The 17,322-nt window shown below is 72.7% G+C and carries 18 protein-coding genes and 1 tRNA gene; 5 read left to right on the top strand and 14 right to left on the bottom strand.

All coding sequences use genetic code 11. From position 1 onward, the window contains the following. Window positions 1-24: 24 nt before the first annotated feature. On the top strand, window positions 25-681 hold the full coding sequence (locus ACWGH1_RS31740) for an SDR family oxidoreductase (RefSeq protein ID WP_453357017.1): 657 nt from the start codon (window positions 25-27) through the stop codon (window positions 679-681). A 24-nt stretch (window positions 682-705) separates the two neighbouring features. On the opposite strand, the gene ACWGH1_RS31735 is transcribed toward ACWGH1_RS31740, so the two are convergent. Continuing rightward, complete coding sequence (locus ACWGH1_RS31735) at window positions 706-1,146, bottom strand: DUF3574 domain-containing protein (RefSeq protein WP_453357018.1); 441 nt, start codon at window positions 1,144-1,146, stop codon at window positions 706-708. A gap of 103 nt (window positions 1,147-1,249) precedes the next feature. Between ACWGH1_RS31735 and ACWGH1_RS31730 the strand changes: the two genes are divergently transcribed. After that, the gene (locus ACWGH1_RS31730; RefSeq protein WP_453357019.1) at window positions 1,250-1,759 is read left to right on the top strand and encodes a hypothetical protein; all 510 of its coding nucleotides are present in this window, start codon (window positions 1,250-1,252) and stop codon (window positions 1,757-1,759) included. A gap of 134 nt (window positions 1,760-1,893) precedes the next feature. Here the strand turns inward: ACWGH1_RS31730 and ACWGH1_RS31725 are convergent. Beyond that, window positions 1,894-1,975 (bottom strand) — tRNA-Tyr (locus ACWGH1_RS31725). A 200-nt stretch (window positions 1,976-2,175) separates the two neighbouring features. Here ACWGH1_RS31725 and ACWGH1_RS31720 point away from each other — a divergent pair. From ACWGH1_RS31720 to ACWGH1_RS31710, 3 genes are all read left to right on the top strand, one after another. Beyond that, on the top strand, window positions 2,176-2,664 hold the full coding sequence (locus tag ACWGH1_RS31720; RefSeq protein ID WP_453357020.1) for a YajQ family cyclic di-GMP-binding protein: 489 nt from the start codon (window positions 2,176-2,178) through the stop codon (window positions 2,662-2,664). Between the two features lie 320 nt (window positions 2,665-2,984). Further along, entirely contained in the window at window positions 2,985-4,418 is a 1,434-nt protein-coding gene (locus ACWGH1_RS31715) for a SulP family inorganic anion transporter (protein ID WP_453356259.1), read from the top strand. 18 nt (window positions 4,419-4,436) lie between these two features. Beyond that, a complete protein-coding gene (locus tag ACWGH1_RS31710) occupies window positions 4,437-5,726 on the top strand; it encodes an APC family permease (protein WP_453356258.1) in 1,290 nt (429 codons plus the stop codon). 232 nt (window positions 5,727-5,958) lie between these two features. On the opposite strand, the gene ACWGH1_RS31705 is transcribed toward ACWGH1_RS31710, so the two are convergent. From ACWGH1_RS31705 to ACWGH1_RS31650, 12 genes are all read right to left on the bottom strand, one after another. After that, window positions 5,959-6,351: a YccF domain-containing protein gene (locus ACWGH1_RS31705; RefSeq protein WP_453356257.1), complete on the bottom strand. Its 393-nt coding sequence runs from the start codon at window positions 6,349-6,351 to the stop codon at window positions 5,959-5,961. Continuing rightward, window positions 6,348-7,211 (bottom strand): zinc metalloprotease HtpX, encoded by an 864-nt coding sequence (gene htpX / locus ACWGH1_RS31700; protein ID WP_453356256.1) that lies wholly within the window; start codon window positions 7,209-7,211, stop codon window positions 6,348-6,350. The genes ACWGH1_RS31705 and htpX overlap by 4 nt, the downstream gene beginning before the upstream one ends. 206 nt (window positions 7,212-7,417) lie before the next feature. Beyond that, a complete protein-coding gene (locus ACWGH1_RS31695) occupies window positions 7,418-8,950 on the bottom strand; it encodes an NADH-quinone oxidoreductase subunit N (RefSeq protein ID WP_453354579.1) in 1,533 nt (510 codons plus the stop codon). Next, window positions 8,947-10,500, bottom strand: a complete 1,554-nt coding sequence (locus ACWGH1_RS31690) for a complex I subunit 4 family protein (protein ID WP_453354584.1) — start codon at window positions 10,498-10,500, stop codon at window positions 8,947-8,949. Before ACWGH1_RS31690 ends, ACWGH1_RS31695 begins: the two co-directional genes overlap by 4 nt. 38 nt (window positions 10,501-10,538) lie before the next feature. Next, on the bottom strand, window positions 10,539-12,545 hold the full coding sequence (locus tag ACWGH1_RS31685) for an NADH-quinone oxidoreductase subunit 5 family protein (protein WP_453354580.1): 2,007 nt from the start codon (window positions 12,543-12,545) through the stop codon (window positions 10,539-10,541). Then, window positions 12,542-12,916 carry an NADH-quinone oxidoreductase subunit NuoK gene (gene nuoK / locus ACWGH1_RS31680; RefSeq protein WP_190182971.1) on the bottom strand — a complete coding sequence of 125 codons (375 nt, stop codon included), beginning with the start codon at window positions 12,914-12,916 and terminating at the stop codon, window positions 12,542-12,544. Before nuoK ends, ACWGH1_RS31685 begins: the two co-directional genes overlap by 4 nt. Beyond that, complete coding sequence (locus ACWGH1_RS31675; protein WP_453354581.1) at window positions 12,916-13,536, bottom strand: NADH-quinone oxidoreductase subunit J family protein; 621 nt, start codon at window positions 13,534-13,536, stop codon at window positions 12,916-12,918. The genes nuoK and ACWGH1_RS31675 overlap by 1 nt, the downstream gene beginning before the upstream one ends. Continuing rightward, entirely contained in the window at window positions 13,533-14,138 is a 606-nt protein-coding gene (locus ACWGH1_RS31670; protein ID WP_453354582.1) for a NuoI/complex I 23 kDa subunit family protein, read from the bottom strand. Before ACWGH1_RS31670 ends, ACWGH1_RS31675 begins: the two co-directional genes overlap by 4 nt. Beyond that, window positions 14,138-15,106 (bottom strand): complex I subunit 1/NuoH family protein, encoded by a 969-nt coding sequence (locus tag ACWGH1_RS31665; protein ID WP_453354583.1) that lies wholly within the window; start codon window positions 15,104-15,106, stop codon window positions 14,138-14,140. Before ACWGH1_RS31665 ends, ACWGH1_RS31670 begins: the two co-directional genes overlap by 1 nt. Beyond that, complete coding sequence (locus tag ACWGH1_RS31660) at window positions 15,103-16,263, bottom strand: NADH-quinone oxidoreductase subunit C (RefSeq protein ID WP_453409222.1); 1,161 nt, start codon at window positions 16,261-16,263, stop codon at window positions 15,103-15,105. Before ACWGH1_RS31660 ends, ACWGH1_RS31665 begins: the two co-directional genes overlap by 4 nt. Further along, window positions 16,260-16,883, bottom strand: coding sequence for an NADH-quinone oxidoreductase subunit B (locus ACWGH1_RS31655; protein WP_453356937.1), 624 nt, complete (start codon window positions 16,881-16,883; stop codon window positions 16,260-16,262). Before ACWGH1_RS31655 ends, ACWGH1_RS31660 begins: the two co-directional genes overlap by 4 nt. Continuing rightward, on the bottom strand, window positions 16,874-17,281 hold the full coding sequence (locus ACWGH1_RS31650; protein ID WP_453356936.1) for an NADH-quinone oxidoreductase subunit A: 408 nt from the start codon (window positions 17,279-17,281) through the stop codon (window positions 16,874-16,876). Before ACWGH1_RS31650 ends, ACWGH1_RS31655 begins: the two co-directional genes overlap by 10 nt. Between the last annotated feature and the right edge of the window lie 41 nt (window positions 17,282-17,322).

Below are 17,322 nucleotides of genomic sequence, written 5' to 3'. Positions count from 1 at the left end.
CCCGGCTCGTCGTACGGTCGGGACATGCGCATCGTCATCGCGGGTGGACACGGTCAGATCGCGCTGCGGCTGGAGCGGCTGCTCTCCGCGCGCGGGTACGAGGTCGCGGGCATCATCCGCGACCCGGAGCAGGGCGACGACCTGCGGGAGGCGGGCGCCGAACCGGTGCTGTGCGACCTGGAGTCGGCCACGGTCGAGCACGTGGCGGGGATCCTCCAGGGCGCGTACGCGGCGGTGTTCGCGGCCGGTGCCGGTCCGGGCAGCGGCATCGAACGCAAGGACACGGTGGACCGTGCGGCAGCGGTACTTTTCGCGGACGCGGCCGAACGCGCGCGCGTACGGCGCTTCCTGATGGTCTCCTCGATGGGCGCGGACGCCCGCCACGAGGGCGAGGAGGTGTTCGACTACTACCTGCGCGCCAAGGGGGAGGCCGACGACCACCTCCGTACCCGCCTCGGCCTGGAGTGGACGGTGCTGCGCCCCGGCGCGCTGACCGACAGCGCCGGTACCGGGCTGGTCCGCCTGGAGGCGCGCACCGGGCGGGGGTCGGTCCCGCGCGACGACGTGGCGGCGGTGCTGGCGGAGCTGGTGGAGACTCCGGCGACGGCGGGCCTGACGCTGGAACTCGTCTCCGGGTCGACCCCGGTCGCGGTCGCCGTCAAGGACGTGGCGGGCAACTGACCGGGGCGGGCGCCGGGGCGGGGGCTAGAACTCCGCCGTGACCTCGTCGTCGGATCGGCCGACGGAGTCCTGCTCGTACTGCCGCTCGTAGGCCTGGCGGATCCGCTCGATGCGCACGCTGCGGTCGTCGGCCTCCTTCTGCGGGTAGAGCAGCACCACTTCGTAGGACGTCTCGTGGACGATCGTCCCGTCCTTGCCGCGCCACTGGCCGTGCGCGTCCTGGACGGTGAGCCCCTCGGGGAACGCGGGGGTCACCTCGCGGTCGATGAAGCGGTTGAACTCCGCTTCGTCGACCGGCCCCTGACCGACGGGGCGCGCGGTGCCGAAGTAGAGCCGGGTCTCCTGGTACGGCTCCCCGACATGGGGGTGCAGGGCTGCTCCGAGCAGGGCCGGGATCCCCGCGCCGAGCAGGGCGATGAGTACCCCGCCGCCGACCTTGCCACGTGTATTCGATGTCCAATTCACGCCACATGAACGACGGGACGCGTTGATCGTTGCGTCCGGGGCCCCCGATAGGGTCACTGCGGTCCGGCCGCAGGGGGCGGTCGCGTGAGGTACCGGGGTGGGCATGGGCGACGGCGAGTGGCGCATGGGCGGCGCGGAGGGCGGCCGGCTCGCCGCCCGGTGGTGGAAGTGGGCCCTGTCGGCGCCGGAGGAGCAGAGTCCCGTCGCCGATACGACGGGGCGCAACGCCGGGTGGCGCCAGCCGGACGACCTGTGGTTCCTCGCGGGCACGTACGGCGGCCGGGTGGTGCGCCGGTGCGGCATCCCGGCGGGCCGGCCGGTGTTCTTCCCGGTGCTGAACACGCAGCGCAGGGCGGTGCCGTTCGTGACCGGGCCGTGGGCGCTCGGCGTGGCACGGGCGTCGGCGGCGCTGAACAGTACGCCGCTGACGGTGCGCGAGTTCAGCTCGAAGACCTTCCTGGCCATGGGGAGCCCGCGGGTGGCCTGGGGTCTGTGGTGCGGTCTCACCCCGCTGCCGCCGGGCCAGTTCGTGCTGGAGATCGACGGCGCCACGACGAACGGCTTCCGGGTCGACACGACCTACCACCTGACGGTGACGGAGCCGGTGAAGTAGCCGTCCGCCCGGCGCGCTCGGCAGGCCCTGGGCGGCACGCTCGGCGGGGCACTCGGCAGGGCGGCTGCCGACCGCGGACATACGAAGAAACCCCCGCCCCTACGTTTCCGTAGTGGGCGAGGGTCTCACTCGCGTGGCGGCGCCAGGGTTCGAACCTGGGTAGGCTGAGCCGGCAGATTTACAGTCTGCTCCCTTTGGCCACTCGGGCACACCGCCAAGGGACGTTGCCGTTTTTCCGCCTTGCGGCGGCGCTCCGTGGCAACGACGTAAACAATACCCGATGCCCGGGGGTGCTCCGCCACCGGATTGATCAGCACCGCACCGGGGCGCGGTGGCTAGGCTTTGCGGAGCGGTCCGGGGATGTCCGGCCGCGGCCCCACGGGGCTCAGCCAGCCGACTTCAAGGAGCCACAGCACATGGCCGACTCCAGTTTCGACATCGTCTCGAAGGTCGAGCGGCAGGAGGTCGACAACGCCCTCAACCAGGCCGCCAAGGAACTCTCGCAGCGCTACGACTTCAAGGGCACCGGCGCGTCGATCGCCTGGTCCGGCGAGAAGATCCTCATGGAGGCGAACTCCGAGGAGCGCGTGAAGGCCGTCCTCGACGTCTTCGAGACCAAGCTGGTCAAGCGCGGCATCTCGCTCAAGGCGCTGGACGCCGGCGAGCCGCAGCTGTCCGGCAAGGAGTACAAGATCTTCGCGACGATCGAGGAGGGCATCTCCCAGGAGAACGCCAAGAAGGTCGCGAAGATCATCCGCGACGAGGGTCCCAAGGGCGTCAAGGCGCAGGTCCAGGGCGAGGAGCTGCGCGTCAGCTCCAAGAGCCGCGACGACCTCCAGACCATCCAGGCACTCCTCAAGGGCAAGGACCTGGACTTCGCGATCCAGTTCGTGAACTACCGCTGATCGGAGTCCGCGGCCTGCCGCGAGCGCGTCTAGCCGGGCATGGCAGGGCGCAACGCGGGCTGCCGCCGAGGACCGCCTCGGCGGCAGCCCGCGTTGTGCCCTCGCCCTGCCGAACGCGCACCTCGGGGCCGCCCGGCCCTTCCGGCCCGTTGGCCGTGCCGCGTCCGCCCGCCCTGCGCGGCGGGGCGTGGGCGCGCGGGTGGGGTGCGCCGGGCGTGAGCGGCGCATGCTCCGCCAGGGCTCCCAGTGGTCACTAGGCACCGGGCCGTGCTCCCGTCACGCTGAGTGCCGTTCGTCACCGTGTGACAGGGGGTTCTCGCATGCCCGGGGCCGAGACATTCCGCGAAGACTTCGGGGCGTCCGTCGTCGTCGCGCTGGTCGCGCTACCGCTCTGCGTGGGCGTGGCCGTCGCCTCCGGCGTGCCGGCCGAGCTGGGCATAGTGACCGGGGTCGTCGGCGGACTGGTGACCGGCTGGTTCCGTGGGAGCTCGCTCCAGGTCAGCGGACCGGCGGCGGGGCTGACGGTGCTCGTCTACGAGGCGGTGCAGACGTACGGCCCGGCCGCGCTCGGAATGCTGGTGGCCGCTGCCGGGGTGGCGCAACTGGGCATGGGGATGCTGCGGCTAGGTCGGTGGTTCCGGGCGATCTCGCTCGCCGTGGTGCACGGGATGCTGGCCGGGATCGGGCTCGTACTGATCGCCGGGCAGCTCTACGCCCTGAGCGGCGTGACGCCGCCGGCGAAGACCCTGGAGAAGCTGGCCGGGGCCGCCGCGCTGGGCGGCCAGGCCGACTGGGAGGCCGTGGCGCTCGGGGCCGGGACCATCGCCGTCCTCGTGGCGTGGCGCCGGATGCCGGCCCGGCTGCGGCTCGTCCCCGGCGCCCTCGTCGGGGTCACCGCGGCCACCGCGGTGGCCGCGCTGCTGCGGCTGCCGGTCGAGCGGGTGCGGGTGACGGGCGTCCTGGGCGCGGTGTCCCTGCCCCGGTGGGAAGACCTCGGGGCGCTGGCCTCCGTGGGGGCGTTCGGGACGGTCGCGGCGATCGCGCTGATCGCCTCCGCCGAGACCCTGTTCAGTGCGGCCGCGGTGGACCGCATGCACGACGGGCCCCGCACCGACTACGACCGGGAACTGGTGGCCCAGGGCGTGGGGAACCTGGCCTGCGGGCTGCTCGGCGCGCTGCCGATGACGGCCGTGATCGTACGCAGCGCCGCGAACGTGGAAGCCGGGGCGCGGACCCGGGCGGCCAGGGTGCTGCACGGCGGCTGGCTCCTGCTGTTCGCCGTGGTCTTCCCGCGGGCGCTGGAAGCGGTGCCGCTGGCCGCGCTGGCCGGGGTGCTGTTGCACGCGGGCTGGAAGCTGCTCCCGGCCAAGGCGGTCGCCGCTCTGTGGCGCACCCACCGGGGCGAGGCGCTGGTCCTGGTGGCGACGGCCGGCGCGATCGTGGCCACCAACCTTTTCGAGGGCGTGCTGGTCGGCCTGGGACTGGCCGTCGCCAAGGCGGCCTGGGAGACCTCCCAGGTGCACATCGAGGAGGTCTGGGAGGCGGGAGGGGACGTGCTGTGCGTGCGGATGGTGGGCAATGCCAGCTTCCTGCGGCTGCCCAAGATGCTGGACTCCCTGGACGGCGTGCCGCCGGGCCAGTCGGTGCGGCTCGACCTCAGCGGGCTGCGGCACCTGGACCATGCCTGTCTGACCGCCCTCGACGGATGGGAGAAGCAGCGCTCGCCGCTCCCCCGACCCCGGGGCGTCATGTGAGGCGGTTAGCCTCCGCCCATGGACAACTTGCCGGTGGACGGTGTGCCGGTGGGCACGGGGCTGAGGCGCACCCTCGGCGTCTTCGACGCCGTGGTGGTGGGGCTGGGCGCGATGGTCGGCGCCGGGATCTTCGCGGCGCTCGCCCCGGCGGCCCGCGCGGCCGGCCCGGCGGGCGGCGCGCTGCTCACCGCCCTCGGGCTGGCCGCCGTCGTGGCGTACTGCAACGCGCGGTCCTCCGCACGGCTCGCCGCCCGCTACCCGTCCTCCGGCGGCACGTACGTGTACGGGCGCGAGCGGCTCGGCCCGTTCTGGGGATACCTGGCCGGCTGGGGTTTCGTCGTCGGCAAGACGGCCTCCTGCGCGGCGATGGCGCTGACCGTCGGGGCGTACCTGTGGCCGGGGCAGCAGCATGCGGTGGCCGTGGCGGCGGTGGTGGCGCTGACCGCCGCGAGCTACGGCGGTGTGCAGAAGTCGGCCAGGATCGCCCGGGGGATCGTGGCCGCGGTGCTGGTGGTGCTGGCCGTGGTGGTGGCCGTCTGTCTGACCTCGGGCGCGGCGGACCCGGGCCGGCTGGGTGGTGGCCCGGCGGGCGGGCAGTGGGGAGGGGCGGCCGGGCTGTTGCAGGGTGCCGGGCTGCTGTTCTTCGCCTTCGCCGGCTACGCCCGGATCACCACCTTGGGCGAGGAGGTGCGTGACCCGGAGCGGACGATCCCGCGCGCCGTGCCGATCGCGCTGGGCATCGCCCTCCTGGTGTACGCCGCCGTGGCCGTGGCGGTCCTGGCGGTGCTCGGCGGCGCGGCGCTGGCGGGGTCCACGGCCCCGCTGGCCGACGCGGTGCGGGCGGCCGGGTGGCCCGGACTGGCCCCCGTCGTCCGGGCGGGTGCGGCTCTGGCCGCGTTGGGCTCGCTGCTGGCCCTCGTGCTGGGGGTGTCGCGCACCGGCTTGGCGATGGCCCGGGACGGCCATCTGCCCCGGGTGCTGGCCGCCGTACATCCCCGGCGTCAGGTGCCGCACCACGCGGAGCTCGCGGTGGGCACGGTGGTGGCGCTGCTCGCGGCCACCACGGATCTGCGGGGTGCGATCGGTTTCTCCTCCTTCGGAGTGCTGGTCTACTACGCGATCGCGAACGCTTCGGCGTGGACTCTGGATTCAGGTGTCAAGGACCGGGCCGTGGCAGTGGTCGGGCTGGCCGGCTGTGTGGTTCTCGCGTGCGCGCTGCCCGCCGCGTCGGCAGTCACCGGGGCGGCGGTACTGGCGTTGGGCGCGGCGGTCTATGCCGGGCGCAGGCTGCGCAGGAAGGCCGTTTGAGGACGGGTCAGGTTCCTGGTGCGCGGGGGCGGCGGGCGCGGCCGGGAGCGGCCGCCCGTGCGGTCACCATGGGACCGCGTCCCGGTCCGCGGCGGGGCGGCTGAGGGCCTTCCGGACGCCTGCGGGGAGTTGGGCCGTCGACGGCGGACTTGCTGCGGCAACTGCTTGGTCTCGGTCATGTGTTCATGGTGGACCACCCCACTGACAATCGCCCCTGACCTGCGCGGACCGGTCAGCGGGAGGCGAAGTGGGCGTCCGTCGGGACGATCTCGCGGCCCAGCGGGAGCAGGGAGAGCGGGACCATCTTGAAGTTGGCGATGCCGAAGGGGATGCCGATGATCGTGACGCACAGGGCGAGGCCCGTGACGATGTGGCCGATGGCCAGCCACCAGCCGGCCAGGACGAGCCAGAGCACGTTGCCGACGCAGGACGCGGCGCCCGCGTCGTGACGTTCGACCGTGGTGTAGCCGAAGGGCCAGAGCGCGTACAGCGCGATGCGGAAGGCGGCGATCCCGAAGGGGATGCCGATGATGGTGATGCAGAGGATCAGGCCCGCGAGGCAGTAGCCCAGGAACAGCCAGATGCCGCTGAGGACGAGCCAAATGACGTTCAGGATGGTCTTCACTGGGTCCGGCCTGCCATCTGTTCGAGCCGGGCGATGCGCTCGGCCATCGGGGGGTGCGTCGAGAACATCTTGGACAGTCCCTCGCCCGGGCGGAAGGGGTTGGCGATCATCATGTGGCTGGCCGTCTCCAGTCGGGGCTCGGGCGGCAGCGGGAGCTGCTTGGTGCCCGCGTCGAGCTTGCGCAGGGCGCTGGCCAGGGCCAGCGGGTCCCCGGTCAGCTGGGCGCCGGAGGCGTCGGCCTCGTACTCGCGCGAGCGGCTGATGGCGAGCTGGATCACGGAGGCGGCCAGCGGGCCCAGGATCATGATCAGCAGCATGCCGAGGATGCCGGGCCCCTCGTCGTCGCTGGAGCGGCCGACCGGGATCAGCCAGGCGAAGTTCACCAGGAACATGATCACGGAGGCGAGGGCTCCGGCGACCGAGGAGATGAGGATGTCCCGGTTGTAGACGTGGCTCAGCTCGTGCCCGATGACGCCGCGCAGCTCGCGCTCGTCGAGGATGCGCAGGATGCCCTCGGTGCAGCACACGGCGGCGTTGCGTGGATTGCGGCCGGTGGCGAAGGCGTTGGGGGCTTCGGTGGGCGAGATGTAGAGCCGGGGCATCGGCTGGCGCGCGGAGGTGGAGAGTTCGCGCACCATGCGGTAGAGGGAGGGGGCCTCGAACTCGCTGACCGGGCGGGCGCGCATCGCGCGTAGAGCCAGCTTGTCGCTGTTCCAGTACGCGTACGCGTTCGTCCCGAGCGCGATGAGGACGGCGACGATGAGGCCGCCCCGCCCGAAGAAGCTTCCGATGACGATGATGAGTGCCGACAGCCCGCCGAGGAGTACGGCGGTCTTCAGCCCGTTGTGCCGGCGGTGCACGGTACGCCCTCCAAATGGTGCGGCAGGGGGAACCCGTCCAGGATCGGTGGAACGGAGGGTCTTCCGGTCCAGTGGACCCTCCCTTCCTGGTCAACGCGAGGTGAGCGCGCCAGGTTCCCGGGTCGCCTCCCCGCGGCCCGCCCGGGTGGGGGGGCGGCCCGGGGCGTTGCGCCGTCCGGGCGACGCGGCGGGGCCAGCCGCGGGGGCTACTGCGGGAACAGGCTGCCCGACGCGAAGCGCAGCACCAGCTGCGGCGCTCCCGAGAGGACCAGGGCGGTGACCCCGGTGAGGACGATCGCCACGGTCACCGGCCAGGGCGCGGGAGCCGCGGCGGGGGCTTCCCCGGTGGCCGGGGGGCGGAAGAGCAGGGCCGTCCACCGCAGGTAGTAGTAGAGGGCGATGACCACGTTGACCGCCATGACCACGGCCAGCCATCCCAGGCCGGCGTCCACCGCCGACCGGAAGACGGTGACCTTGGCGAACAGGCCGATGATGCCCGGCGGCAGGCCGGCGAGGCAGAGCAGGAAGAACGCCAGCGTCAGGGCGGCCAGGGGGCGCTCGGCGTACAGGCCGCGGTAGTCGCTGATCCGGTGCAGCGGCTTCGTACGGGCCACCAGCGCGGCCACGGCGAAGGCGCCCAGGTTCACGGCGCCGTACATGAGCGCGTACGCGACGGTGGAGCCGACCTGGTCGCGATCGGCGTACGCGGCCGCGGCGATCGGTACCAGCAGGTAGCCGGCCTGTCCGACGGAGGACCAGGCGAGCAGCCGTACGGCGCTGTTCGGCCGCTCGGCGCTCTGGCGCAGGGCGGCGACGTTGCCGACGGTCATGGTGAGGGCGGCGAGGACCGCCAGCGCGGGGCCCCAGACGTCGGAGTACGCGGGGAAGGCGATGACCGTGACGAGGATCAGGCCGGTGAAGCCGACGGCCTTGCCGATCACCGAGAGGTAGCCCGCGATGGGCAGGGGCGCGCCGACGTAGGTGTCCGGGACCCAGAAGTGGAAGGGGACGGCCGCCGTCTTGAAGGCGAAGCCGACGAGGGTGAGGGCGACGCCGGCCATCGCGAGGGTGTCGAGCTGCGCGGGGACGTCTTCGAGGCGGTCGGCGACCCGGGCGAGGTGCAGGGTGCCGGTGGCGCCGTAGACGAAGCTGACGCCCAGCAGCGAGACGGCCGTCGCGGTGACGGAGGACAGGAAGAACTTGAGGGCGGCCTCGGAGGAGAGCCGGTCGCCACGGCGCATGCCGACGAGGGCGAAGGCGGGCAGTGAGGCGACTTCGAGGGCGACGATCAGGGTGGCGAGGTCACGGGCGGCGGGCAGCAGGGCGGCGCCGGCGGCGGAGGACAGCAGCAGGAACCAGTACTCGCCCGCGGGCATGCGCGTCTCGTGGACGGCGGTGACCGACAGCAGGGCCGTGACGAGGGCGCCGGCCAGGACGAGGAACTGGACGACGAGCGCGAAGTGGTCGGCCGTGTAGCTGCACGCGCCGGGATCGCCGGTGAGGCAGAAGGTGGCGCGGTCGCCGGCGCGCAGCGGCAGCAGGGAGGCGGTCGCGGCGGCGAGCCCGGCCACGGAGAGCCAGCCGAGGAGCGGCTTGTGCTTCTGCGCCACGAAGAGGTCGGCGACCAGTACGACGAGCGCGACGGCGGCGGGGATCAGGACGGGTGTGATCGCGAGCCAGTCGACGGACTGGACGAGGCTGGGGCCGGCCGGGGCGGCCGCGACGGACAGGACCGTCATGAGTTGCCTCCTGCGAGGAGCTGCTGGACGGCCGGGTCGGTGAGGCCGAGGAGGACGGCGGGCCACAGGCCGGCGAGGACGGTGAGGGCGACGAGCGGCGTCCAGGCGGCGAATTCGTAGCGCTGGACGTCGGCGAGGGAGAGTTCGGGGCCCTCCTTCGGGTCGCCCATGCACACCCGGCGTACGACGATCAGAAGATATGCGGCGGTGAGCAGGGTGCCGAAGGCGCCGACCGCCATGTAGGTGAGGAAGGCCGGCCGGGACAGGCCAGCGGCCGGGTCGAACGCGCCGAACAGGGCCAGCATCTCGCCCCAGAAGCCGGCCAGGCCGGGCAGCCCGAGGGAGGCGACGGCGGCGAAGGCGAGCAGCGCGCCGAGGCGGGGGGCGCGGCCGTAGAGGGCGGCGCCGGTGGCTCCGGCGAGGGTGTCGAGATCGGCGGTGCCGTAGCGGTCCTTGAGCGCGCCGACCAGGAAGAAGAGCAGGCCGGTGATCAGGCCGTGGGCGATGTTGGCGAAGAGCGCGCCGTTGACGCCGGTGGGGGTCATGGACGCGATGCCGAGGAGCACGAAGCCCATGTGCCCGACGGAGGAGTACGCGATGAGGCGCTTGAGGTCGCCCTTGTTGCCCTTGCGGGTCAGCGCGAGGCAGGCGAGGGATCCGTAGACGATGCCGACGGCGGCGAACGCCCCGAGGTAGGGGGCGAAGGTCTGCATGCCCTCCGGGGTGACCGGCAGCAGGATCCGCACGAACCCGTACGTGCCCATCTTCAGCAGCACGCCCGCCAGGAGGACGGAGCCGACGGTGGGCGCGGCGGTGTGGGCGTCCGGCAGCCAGCTGTGCAGCGGCCACATCGGGGTTTTCACGGCGAGGCCGATGCCGATGGCGAGGACGGCCAGCAACTGGGTGGTGTGGGTCAGTCCACGGCCGTTGTCAGAGGCGAGTGCCACCATGTCGAAAGTGCCGCTGTTCAGTCCGATCAGCAGCAGACCGAGCAGCATGACCACGGACCCGAGGAGGGTGTAGAGGATGAACTTCCAGGCGGCGGCCTGCCGCTGAGCACCGCCCCAGCGGGCGATGAGGAAGTACATCGGGATGAGGACCATCTCGAAGGCGAGGAAGAACAGCAGCAGGTCGAGGACGGCGAAGGTCGCGAGGGTGCCGGACTCGAGGACCAGCAGCAGTGCGACGAACGCCTTCGGGGAGGGGCCGTCGGGCAGCTTGAAGTAGCTGTAGAGCGCGCACAGGAAGAACAGCAGCGCGGTCATCAGGAGGAGGGGGAGCGAGATGCCGTCGACGCCGAGGTGGATCCGGATGTTCAGCGCCTGGATCCAGCTGATGTCCGTCGTCGCCTGGAAGCGGGACGGGGTGTCCTGGTCGAAGCCCACGGCGAGGGCGATCGCCGCGGCGAGGATCACGCCGGTGACGGTCACGCCGTGGCGCAGCACGGCCTGTTCGGGGCTCCTTCCCCGGAGCCCGGGCGGGGCGGGCAGCAGGGCCGCGACGGCGCCGAGGAGCGGTGCGGCCACGATGAACGCCAGAAGGAACTGCATCACGGACGGGCTGATATCAATCACGGCTGGCTCACGGCTCACGATCCGGCGTTGACGTTGGCGATGACGGCGGTGGCGATGGCCAGGACCACGGCGCCGGCGAGCAGGGCGCTCAGGTAGCTCTGCACGTTGCCGGTCTGGGCCCGGCGTACGAGGCTGCCGAGCAGCCGGGGGCCGGTGCCCGCGCCGCGGACGTACGTGTCCACCACCTCGCGGTCGAGGAAGCGGACCAGGCTCGCGGCGCCGCGGACGGGGCGGACGAAGAGCCGGTCGTACACGGCGTCGAGGTGGAAGCCGTCGGCGGCGTGCCGGTGCAGCGGGCCGAGGAGGCCCTTGCCGGGATCGGGGGCGGGACCGGCGGGCACGACGGGGTGGTCGTGGGTGACCTCGGCGACCTCGGGGGTCTCGGCGGCGGACTCCGCGGCGGCGGCAGCGGCGGGCACTCCGGTCGCGGCCAGGCCCGCTCCGGCGGCGGCCTTGGCGGTGGCGCGCTGCCACAGGCCGTAGGTGAGCAGGGCTCCGATGAGCGCGGCGCCGGTGCCGAGTACGGAGGTCGTCAGCGTCGGGGTGAGCCGGCGGCCGTCGAACCAGTCGGCGATCGGTCCGGCGGCGAGGCCGAAGCCGATCGACGGGATGGCCAGCAGCCACAGCACGCCGGTCATGGCGAAGGGTTCCCTGCCGTGGTCGGGGGCGGCGGCTCCCCGGCCGTGGAAGGCCATCAGCCACAGGCGGGTGGCGTAGGCGGCGGTGAGCAGGGCGGTCAGCACGCCGGCGACCAGTACGACCCAGCCGGCGGCGCTGGGCGCGACCTCCGAGTGGCCGCCGGCGGTGTGTTCGGCGGCGACGAGGACGGCTTCCTTGGAGAAGAAGCCGGCGAAGGGCGGGATCGCGGCGAGCGCGAGGAGCGCGATCGTCATGGTCCAGAAGGCGTCGGGGATGCGCTTGGCCAGGCCGGCCATCCGGGACATGGCGGCCAGGGAGTTCGTGCCGGCGGCGTGGATGATGACGCCCGCACCGAGGAAGAGGAGCGCCTTGAAGGCGCCGTGGGACAGGAGGTGGAAGACGGCGGCGCCACGGTCGCCGACGGCCAGGGCGCCGGTCATGTAGCCGAGCTGGCCGATGGTGGAGTAGGCGAGGACGCGCTTGATGTCGTCCTGCGCCAGGGCGGCGAGGCCCGAGCCGACCATGGTGACGGCCGCCATGACGGCCATCACCACCAGCGCGGCCCGGGAGGCCGCGAAGACCGGGAGGAGGCGGGCGACGAAGTAGATGCCGGCGGCGACCATCGTGGCCGCGTGGATCAGGGCAGAGACCGGGGTGGGGCCCGCCATGGCGTCGGGGAGCCAGGAGTGCAGCGGGAACTGAGCGGACTTGCCCGCGACTCCGGCCAGCAGGAGCAGCGCGATCAGCGTCGGGTGGCTCAGGCCGCCCGAGGCGACGGTGCCCAGGATCTTGGTGATCTGGAAGGAGCCGGCGTCAGCGGCGAGCGCGAACAGGCCGATGAGGAAGGGCACGTCACCGAGCTTGGTGACGAGGAAGGCCTTGAGGGAGGCGGAACGGGCCGCCTCGGTCTCCCAGTAGTGGCCGACCAGGAAGTACGAGCAGATGCCCATGACCTCCCAGCCGACCAGCAGCACCATCAGGTCGCCGGAGTAGACGACGAGCAGCATGGCGGAGGTGAACAGGGAGACCAGAGCGGCGTACGACGGGTAGCGCGGGTCATCGCGCAGGTACGCCGTCGAGTAGAGCTGCACGCAGGTGGCGACGACTCCGACGAGGACGGCGACCAGCGCGGCGAAGCCGTCGATGTCGAGGGAGAGCTCGATCGGCACGGAGCCGGTCGGGGTCAGCTCGGTCGCGGTGACGATGGCGTTGCCGCCGCCCTGCCGGACGGCGACGAGCACGGCCAGTACGGCGGCGGCGAGCGCCGGCAGGACAGCCAGCGGCCGAACGAAACCGGGGGCAGTGCGGCCGAAGAGGAGTCCGGCGACCGCGCCCAGGAAGGGAAGGAGGGGGACGAGGACCGCGAGGGTCGTGGTGCTCACGCGGTGACCTCGCTCTGCTGGTTCGCGGCGGTGGAGGAGTCGGGGGCGGCCGGGGGCGGCTCGTGGCCTTCGGCGGTGTCGCGCAGCCGGTCGATGTCGGAGGTACCCCGGTTGCGGTACACCATCAGCACGATCGCGAGGCCGATGCCGATCTCGGCGGCGGCGATGGCGATGGTGAAGAGGGTGAGGGCCTGGCCGGCGTGCAGGGTGTCGCGCAGCCAGACGTCGAAGGCGACCAGGTTGAGGTTGACGGCGTTGAGCATCAGCTCGACGGACATCAGGACCAGGATGGCGTTGCGGCGGGCCAGCACTCCGTACAGGCCCGTGCAGAACAGCAGCGCCGCGAGCACGGCGGGATAGGCGAGGTGCATCAGCGCTGCCCCTTGTCCGTACGGCGGGGGTCTGTGGCGCGGGCGGCGAGGGGGTCGGGGTCGGCCGGGTCGGTCCTGCGGGAGAGCACGATGGCACCGATCAGGGCGGCGAGGAGGAGGACGGACAGCGCCTCGAAGGGCAGCACCCAGTGCCGGAAGAGGACCTCGCCGGAGACCTGGGTGGAGCCCTGGACGGGGCCGTCGAGGTCGATCCAGGTGGTGCGGAAGGCGTCGACGACGACCCAGACGAGTGCGGCGGCGGCGACCGCGGCGACGCCCAGGGCGACCGGCCGGTTGCGGGAATCGGCGTCCGGAGAGGGGCCGATGGGGGCCTTGGTGAGCATCAACCCGAAGAGGAGGAGGACGACCACGGAACCGAGGTAGATCAGCACCTGCACCCAGGCGATGAACTCGGCGGTCAGCAGCAGGTACTCGACGGCGATCCCGCCGAGCGCGACGACCAGCCACAGGGCGGCGTGCACGAGCTGCTTGGTCGTGACGGTGATGACGGCCGCGCCGAGGGTGGCGAGGCCGACCAGGACGAAGGCGATCTCGACGCCGGCCGGGGACAGGAAGCCCGGTCCCGCCGTCGCGGCCAGGGTGTGGGCGGCGGGGCTCACGCGTCTGCCTCCGGCGTGCTGTCGGTGGCCGGCCCGGTGTCGGGCTCGGTGGTGCTCGGCGCGGCGGCTGCCGCCGCGGCGGCCGCCTCGGCCTTCTCCACCGCCTTGCGGGCGGCGGCGGCCTCCTTCGGCTCCTCGGCGGCCGGGTCGAGGGCGGGCGGGGCGGGCACGGTCCACATCCACTCGCGGAGCTTGTCGCGCTCGTGGGTGAGTTCCAGGATGTCCGTCTCCGCGTACTCGAACTCCGGCGACCAGAACAGGGCGTCGAAGGGACACACCTCGATGCAGATGCCGCAGTACATGCAGAGGGAGAAGTCGATGGCGAAGCGGTCGAGGACGTTGCGGCTGCGCTCGCGGCCGCCGGGGGCCGCGGCCGGCACCGTCTCCTTGTGGGAGTCGATGTAGATGCACCAGTCGGGGCACTCGCGGGCGCACAGCATGCAGACCGTGCAGTTTTCCTCGAACAGGCCGATGACCCCGCGGGAGCGGGGCGGGAGCTCGGGCTGCACTTCGGGGTACTGGGCGGTGTGCGAGCGCTTCGTCATCGTGCGCAGGGTGACGGCCAGCCCCTTGGCGAGGCCGGAACCGGGGATGGGGGGCATTACTGGATCGCCACCTTCACGATGCCGGTGAGCGCGATCTGGGCGAGCGCGAGGGGGATGAGTACGGTCCAGGCGAGCTTCTGGAGCTGGTCCTCGCGCAGCCGCGGGTAGCTCACGCGGAGCCAGATCACCGCGAAGGCGAGGACCGCGACCTTGAGGAGGGTCCAGACCCAGCCGAGGCCGTCGGCCCCGAAGGGGCCGTGCCAGCCGCCGAGGAAGAGGACCGTGGTGAGGGCGCAGAGGACGACGATGCCGGCGTACTCGGCGAGCAGGAACAGCGCGAAGCGCAGGCCGGTGTACTCGGTGTACGCGCCGAAGATGATCTCGGAGTCGGCGACGGGCATGTCGAAGGGCGGCCGCTGGAGTTCGGCGAGGCCGGCGGTGAAGAAGACGACGGCGCCGACGATCTGCCAGGGCAGCCACCACCACTGGAACGCTTCGAGGATGCCGGGCAGGGACACGGTCCCGGCGGCCATGGCGACCGAAGCGGCCGCGAGCAGCATGGGCAGCTCGTAGGCGAGCAGCTGGGCGGCGGTGCGCAGGCCGCCGAGCAGGGAGAACTTGTTGGCGGACGCCCAGCCGGCCATCAGGCTGCCGAGTACGCCGACGCCCATGACGGCGAGTGCGAAGAAGAGTCCGGCGTCGATGATCTGGCCGACGGCGCCCTCGCCGGGGCCGAGCGGGATCACGACGAGGACGAGGAGGTACGGGAGCAGTGCGACGGCGGGGGCGAGCTGGAAGATCCGCCGGTCGGCGTTGGCCGGGACGATGTCTTCCTTCTGCGCGAACTTCACGCCGTCGGCGACGAGCTGGGCCCAGCCGTGGAAGCCGCCGGCGTACATGGGGCCGAGGCGGCCCTGCATGTGGGCCATGACCTTGTGCTCGGTCTGCCCGACGACGAGCGGGAGCACGAGGAAGACGGCGAAGACGAGGACCAGGCGCAGGGCGACGTCGAGTACGTCGTTCACGCGTCGCCTCCATCGTGGTGGTCGGGGGTGGTGCCGTCGGTCCCGCCGTCGGCCTGGTCGCCTGCGGCGGGCTCCGGCGGGGCCGGGTCGTCGAAGGCGGGCTTCGGGTCGTGCCACGGAGCGTCTCGCCTGGCCGGCGGTTTGGCGGTGGGAGTTGCCGCTCCCGGCGCGCCGTTGGCAGCCGGGGCCTCGGGCTTGGCCTCCGCCGGCGGGGCCTCCGGGGGCGCGGCCTCCGCGGGTGGGGGCGTCTGGCTCGCCGAGCCCTCGGCCGCCGAGCGGGTGCGGCGGGCCGGGCGCGGGGCCGGGGCCTCCGGGGTGGCCTCGGCAGGCGGGGTCGTCAAAGCCGGGGCCTCGGGCGCGGCCTCCGCGGGTGGGGGCGTCTGGCTCGCCGAGCCCTCGGCCACCGAGCGGGTGCGGCGGGCCGGGCGCGGGGCCGTGGCCTCCGGGGGCGCGGCCTCCGCGGGCGGGGGCGCCTGGCTCGCCGAGCCCTCGGCCACCGAGCGGGTGCGGCGGGCCGGCGCTCCCTCGCGGGCGGCGGCGGCGCGGGGGGTGCGCGCCGGGCGGGCCGGGGCCGGCGGGAGCTGGCCCTTGAGCGGGCCCCAGTCGTTGGGGTCGGGCACGCCGGGCGGCAGCATCTGCCGCCGCTTCGGCGCGTCCGGGTCGTGGGCCTCGCCCGGCTCCTTCGCACCCGGCCACGCCTTGGCCACGCGCGCGGCCAGGACGAAGTCCTTGCGCAGCGGGTGTCCCTCGAAGTTCTCGGGCAGCAGCAGCGGCACGAGGTGCGGGTGATCGGTGAAGGTCACCCCGAACATCTCGAACGTCTCCCGCTCGTGCCATTCCGCGCCCGCGTACACCGCGACCGCCGAGGGCAGGGACGGCGCCGCGTGCGGAACCGTCGTACGCAGCAGCAGGCGACGTACGCGGTGGCCCTCCAGCGCGACGACGTGCGCGCAGATCCGGAAGCCGGTGCCCGGCTCGTCCACCGCGCTCAGCCAGTCGAAGTAGGTGCAGCCCAGCTTGTCGCGGGCGATCTCCAGCGCGGGGATCCAGGAGCCGACGGGCACGTCGACCGTGAGGACGTCGTACGCGAACGACCCCGCGGCCTCGGCCCCGAAGACCGTCGGGGCGGCGTCGGGCAGGGTGTCGTAGAGGTTCACTCGCCCACCCCCCCGGCGGCGGGCGGCGCGACCAGGCCGCTGGTGAGCTGCGCGACCGACGAGCCGGCGGTGGCGTAGCGGTCGGCGAGCGATTCCCGGGCGATCTTCTCCTGGAGCTTGAGGATGCCCTGCAGCAGCGCCTCGGGACGCGGCGGGCAGCCGGGGACGTATACGTCGACGGGGATGATCTGGTCGACGCCCTTCGTGACCGCGTACGAGTCCCAGTACGGACCCCCGCAGTTGGAGCAGGCGCCGAAGGAGATGACGTACTTCGGCTCCGGCATCTGCTCGTAGAGCCGCTTGACCGCCGGGGCCATCTTGTCCGTGACGGTCCCGGAGACGATCATCAGGTCGGCCTGACGCGGGCCGGGCGCGAACGGGATGACGCCGAGCCGGATGAAGTCGTGCCGGGCCATCGACGCGGCGATGAACTCGATCGCGCAGCAGGCGAGGCCGAAGTTGAAGACCCACAGGCTGTACCGGCGGCCCCAGTTGAGGACCACCTTCATGGGTTCGGGGGCCAGCCGGGAGAGCACTCCCAGCCTCTTCGGCTCCGGGAGGAACTCCGGTGTGGTCGCGGCCGGGCTCAGGTCCGGTGTCACGTCCGGTGTCACGTCCATTCGAGGACGCCCTTCTTGTACGCGTAGAGCAGGCCGACGGCCAGGAAGCCCAGGAAGACGAACATCTCCACGAGCGTCGTGGCGCCGTAACCGGCGGCGGCGAAGACCGTCGCCCACGGGAAGAGGAAGATCGAGTCGACGGCGAAGATGACGTAGAGGAAGGCGTAGACGTAGTAGCGGACCTGGGTGTGGGCCCAGCCCTCGCCCACCGGGTCCACGCCGCACTCGTACGTCAGCAGCTTCTCGGGGGTGGGGACCACGGGCCGCAGCAGGCGGCCGGCGCCGAAGGCCACGGCGACGAAGAGCACGCCGAGTACGGCGAGCAGTCCGACGACCGAATAGCTTCGGAAGTAGTCCGCCGCGAGTACGTTTACGGTCGCTACCGTTGGGTCGGGCACGTCCGTTCCTCGCTCCTCGGCCACTGTCGACGATCTGGATG

The organism is Streptomyces sp. NPDC054883 (genome assembly GCF_053610645.1).
This window is presented reverse-complemented; position numbering and strand designations above follow the sequence as displayed.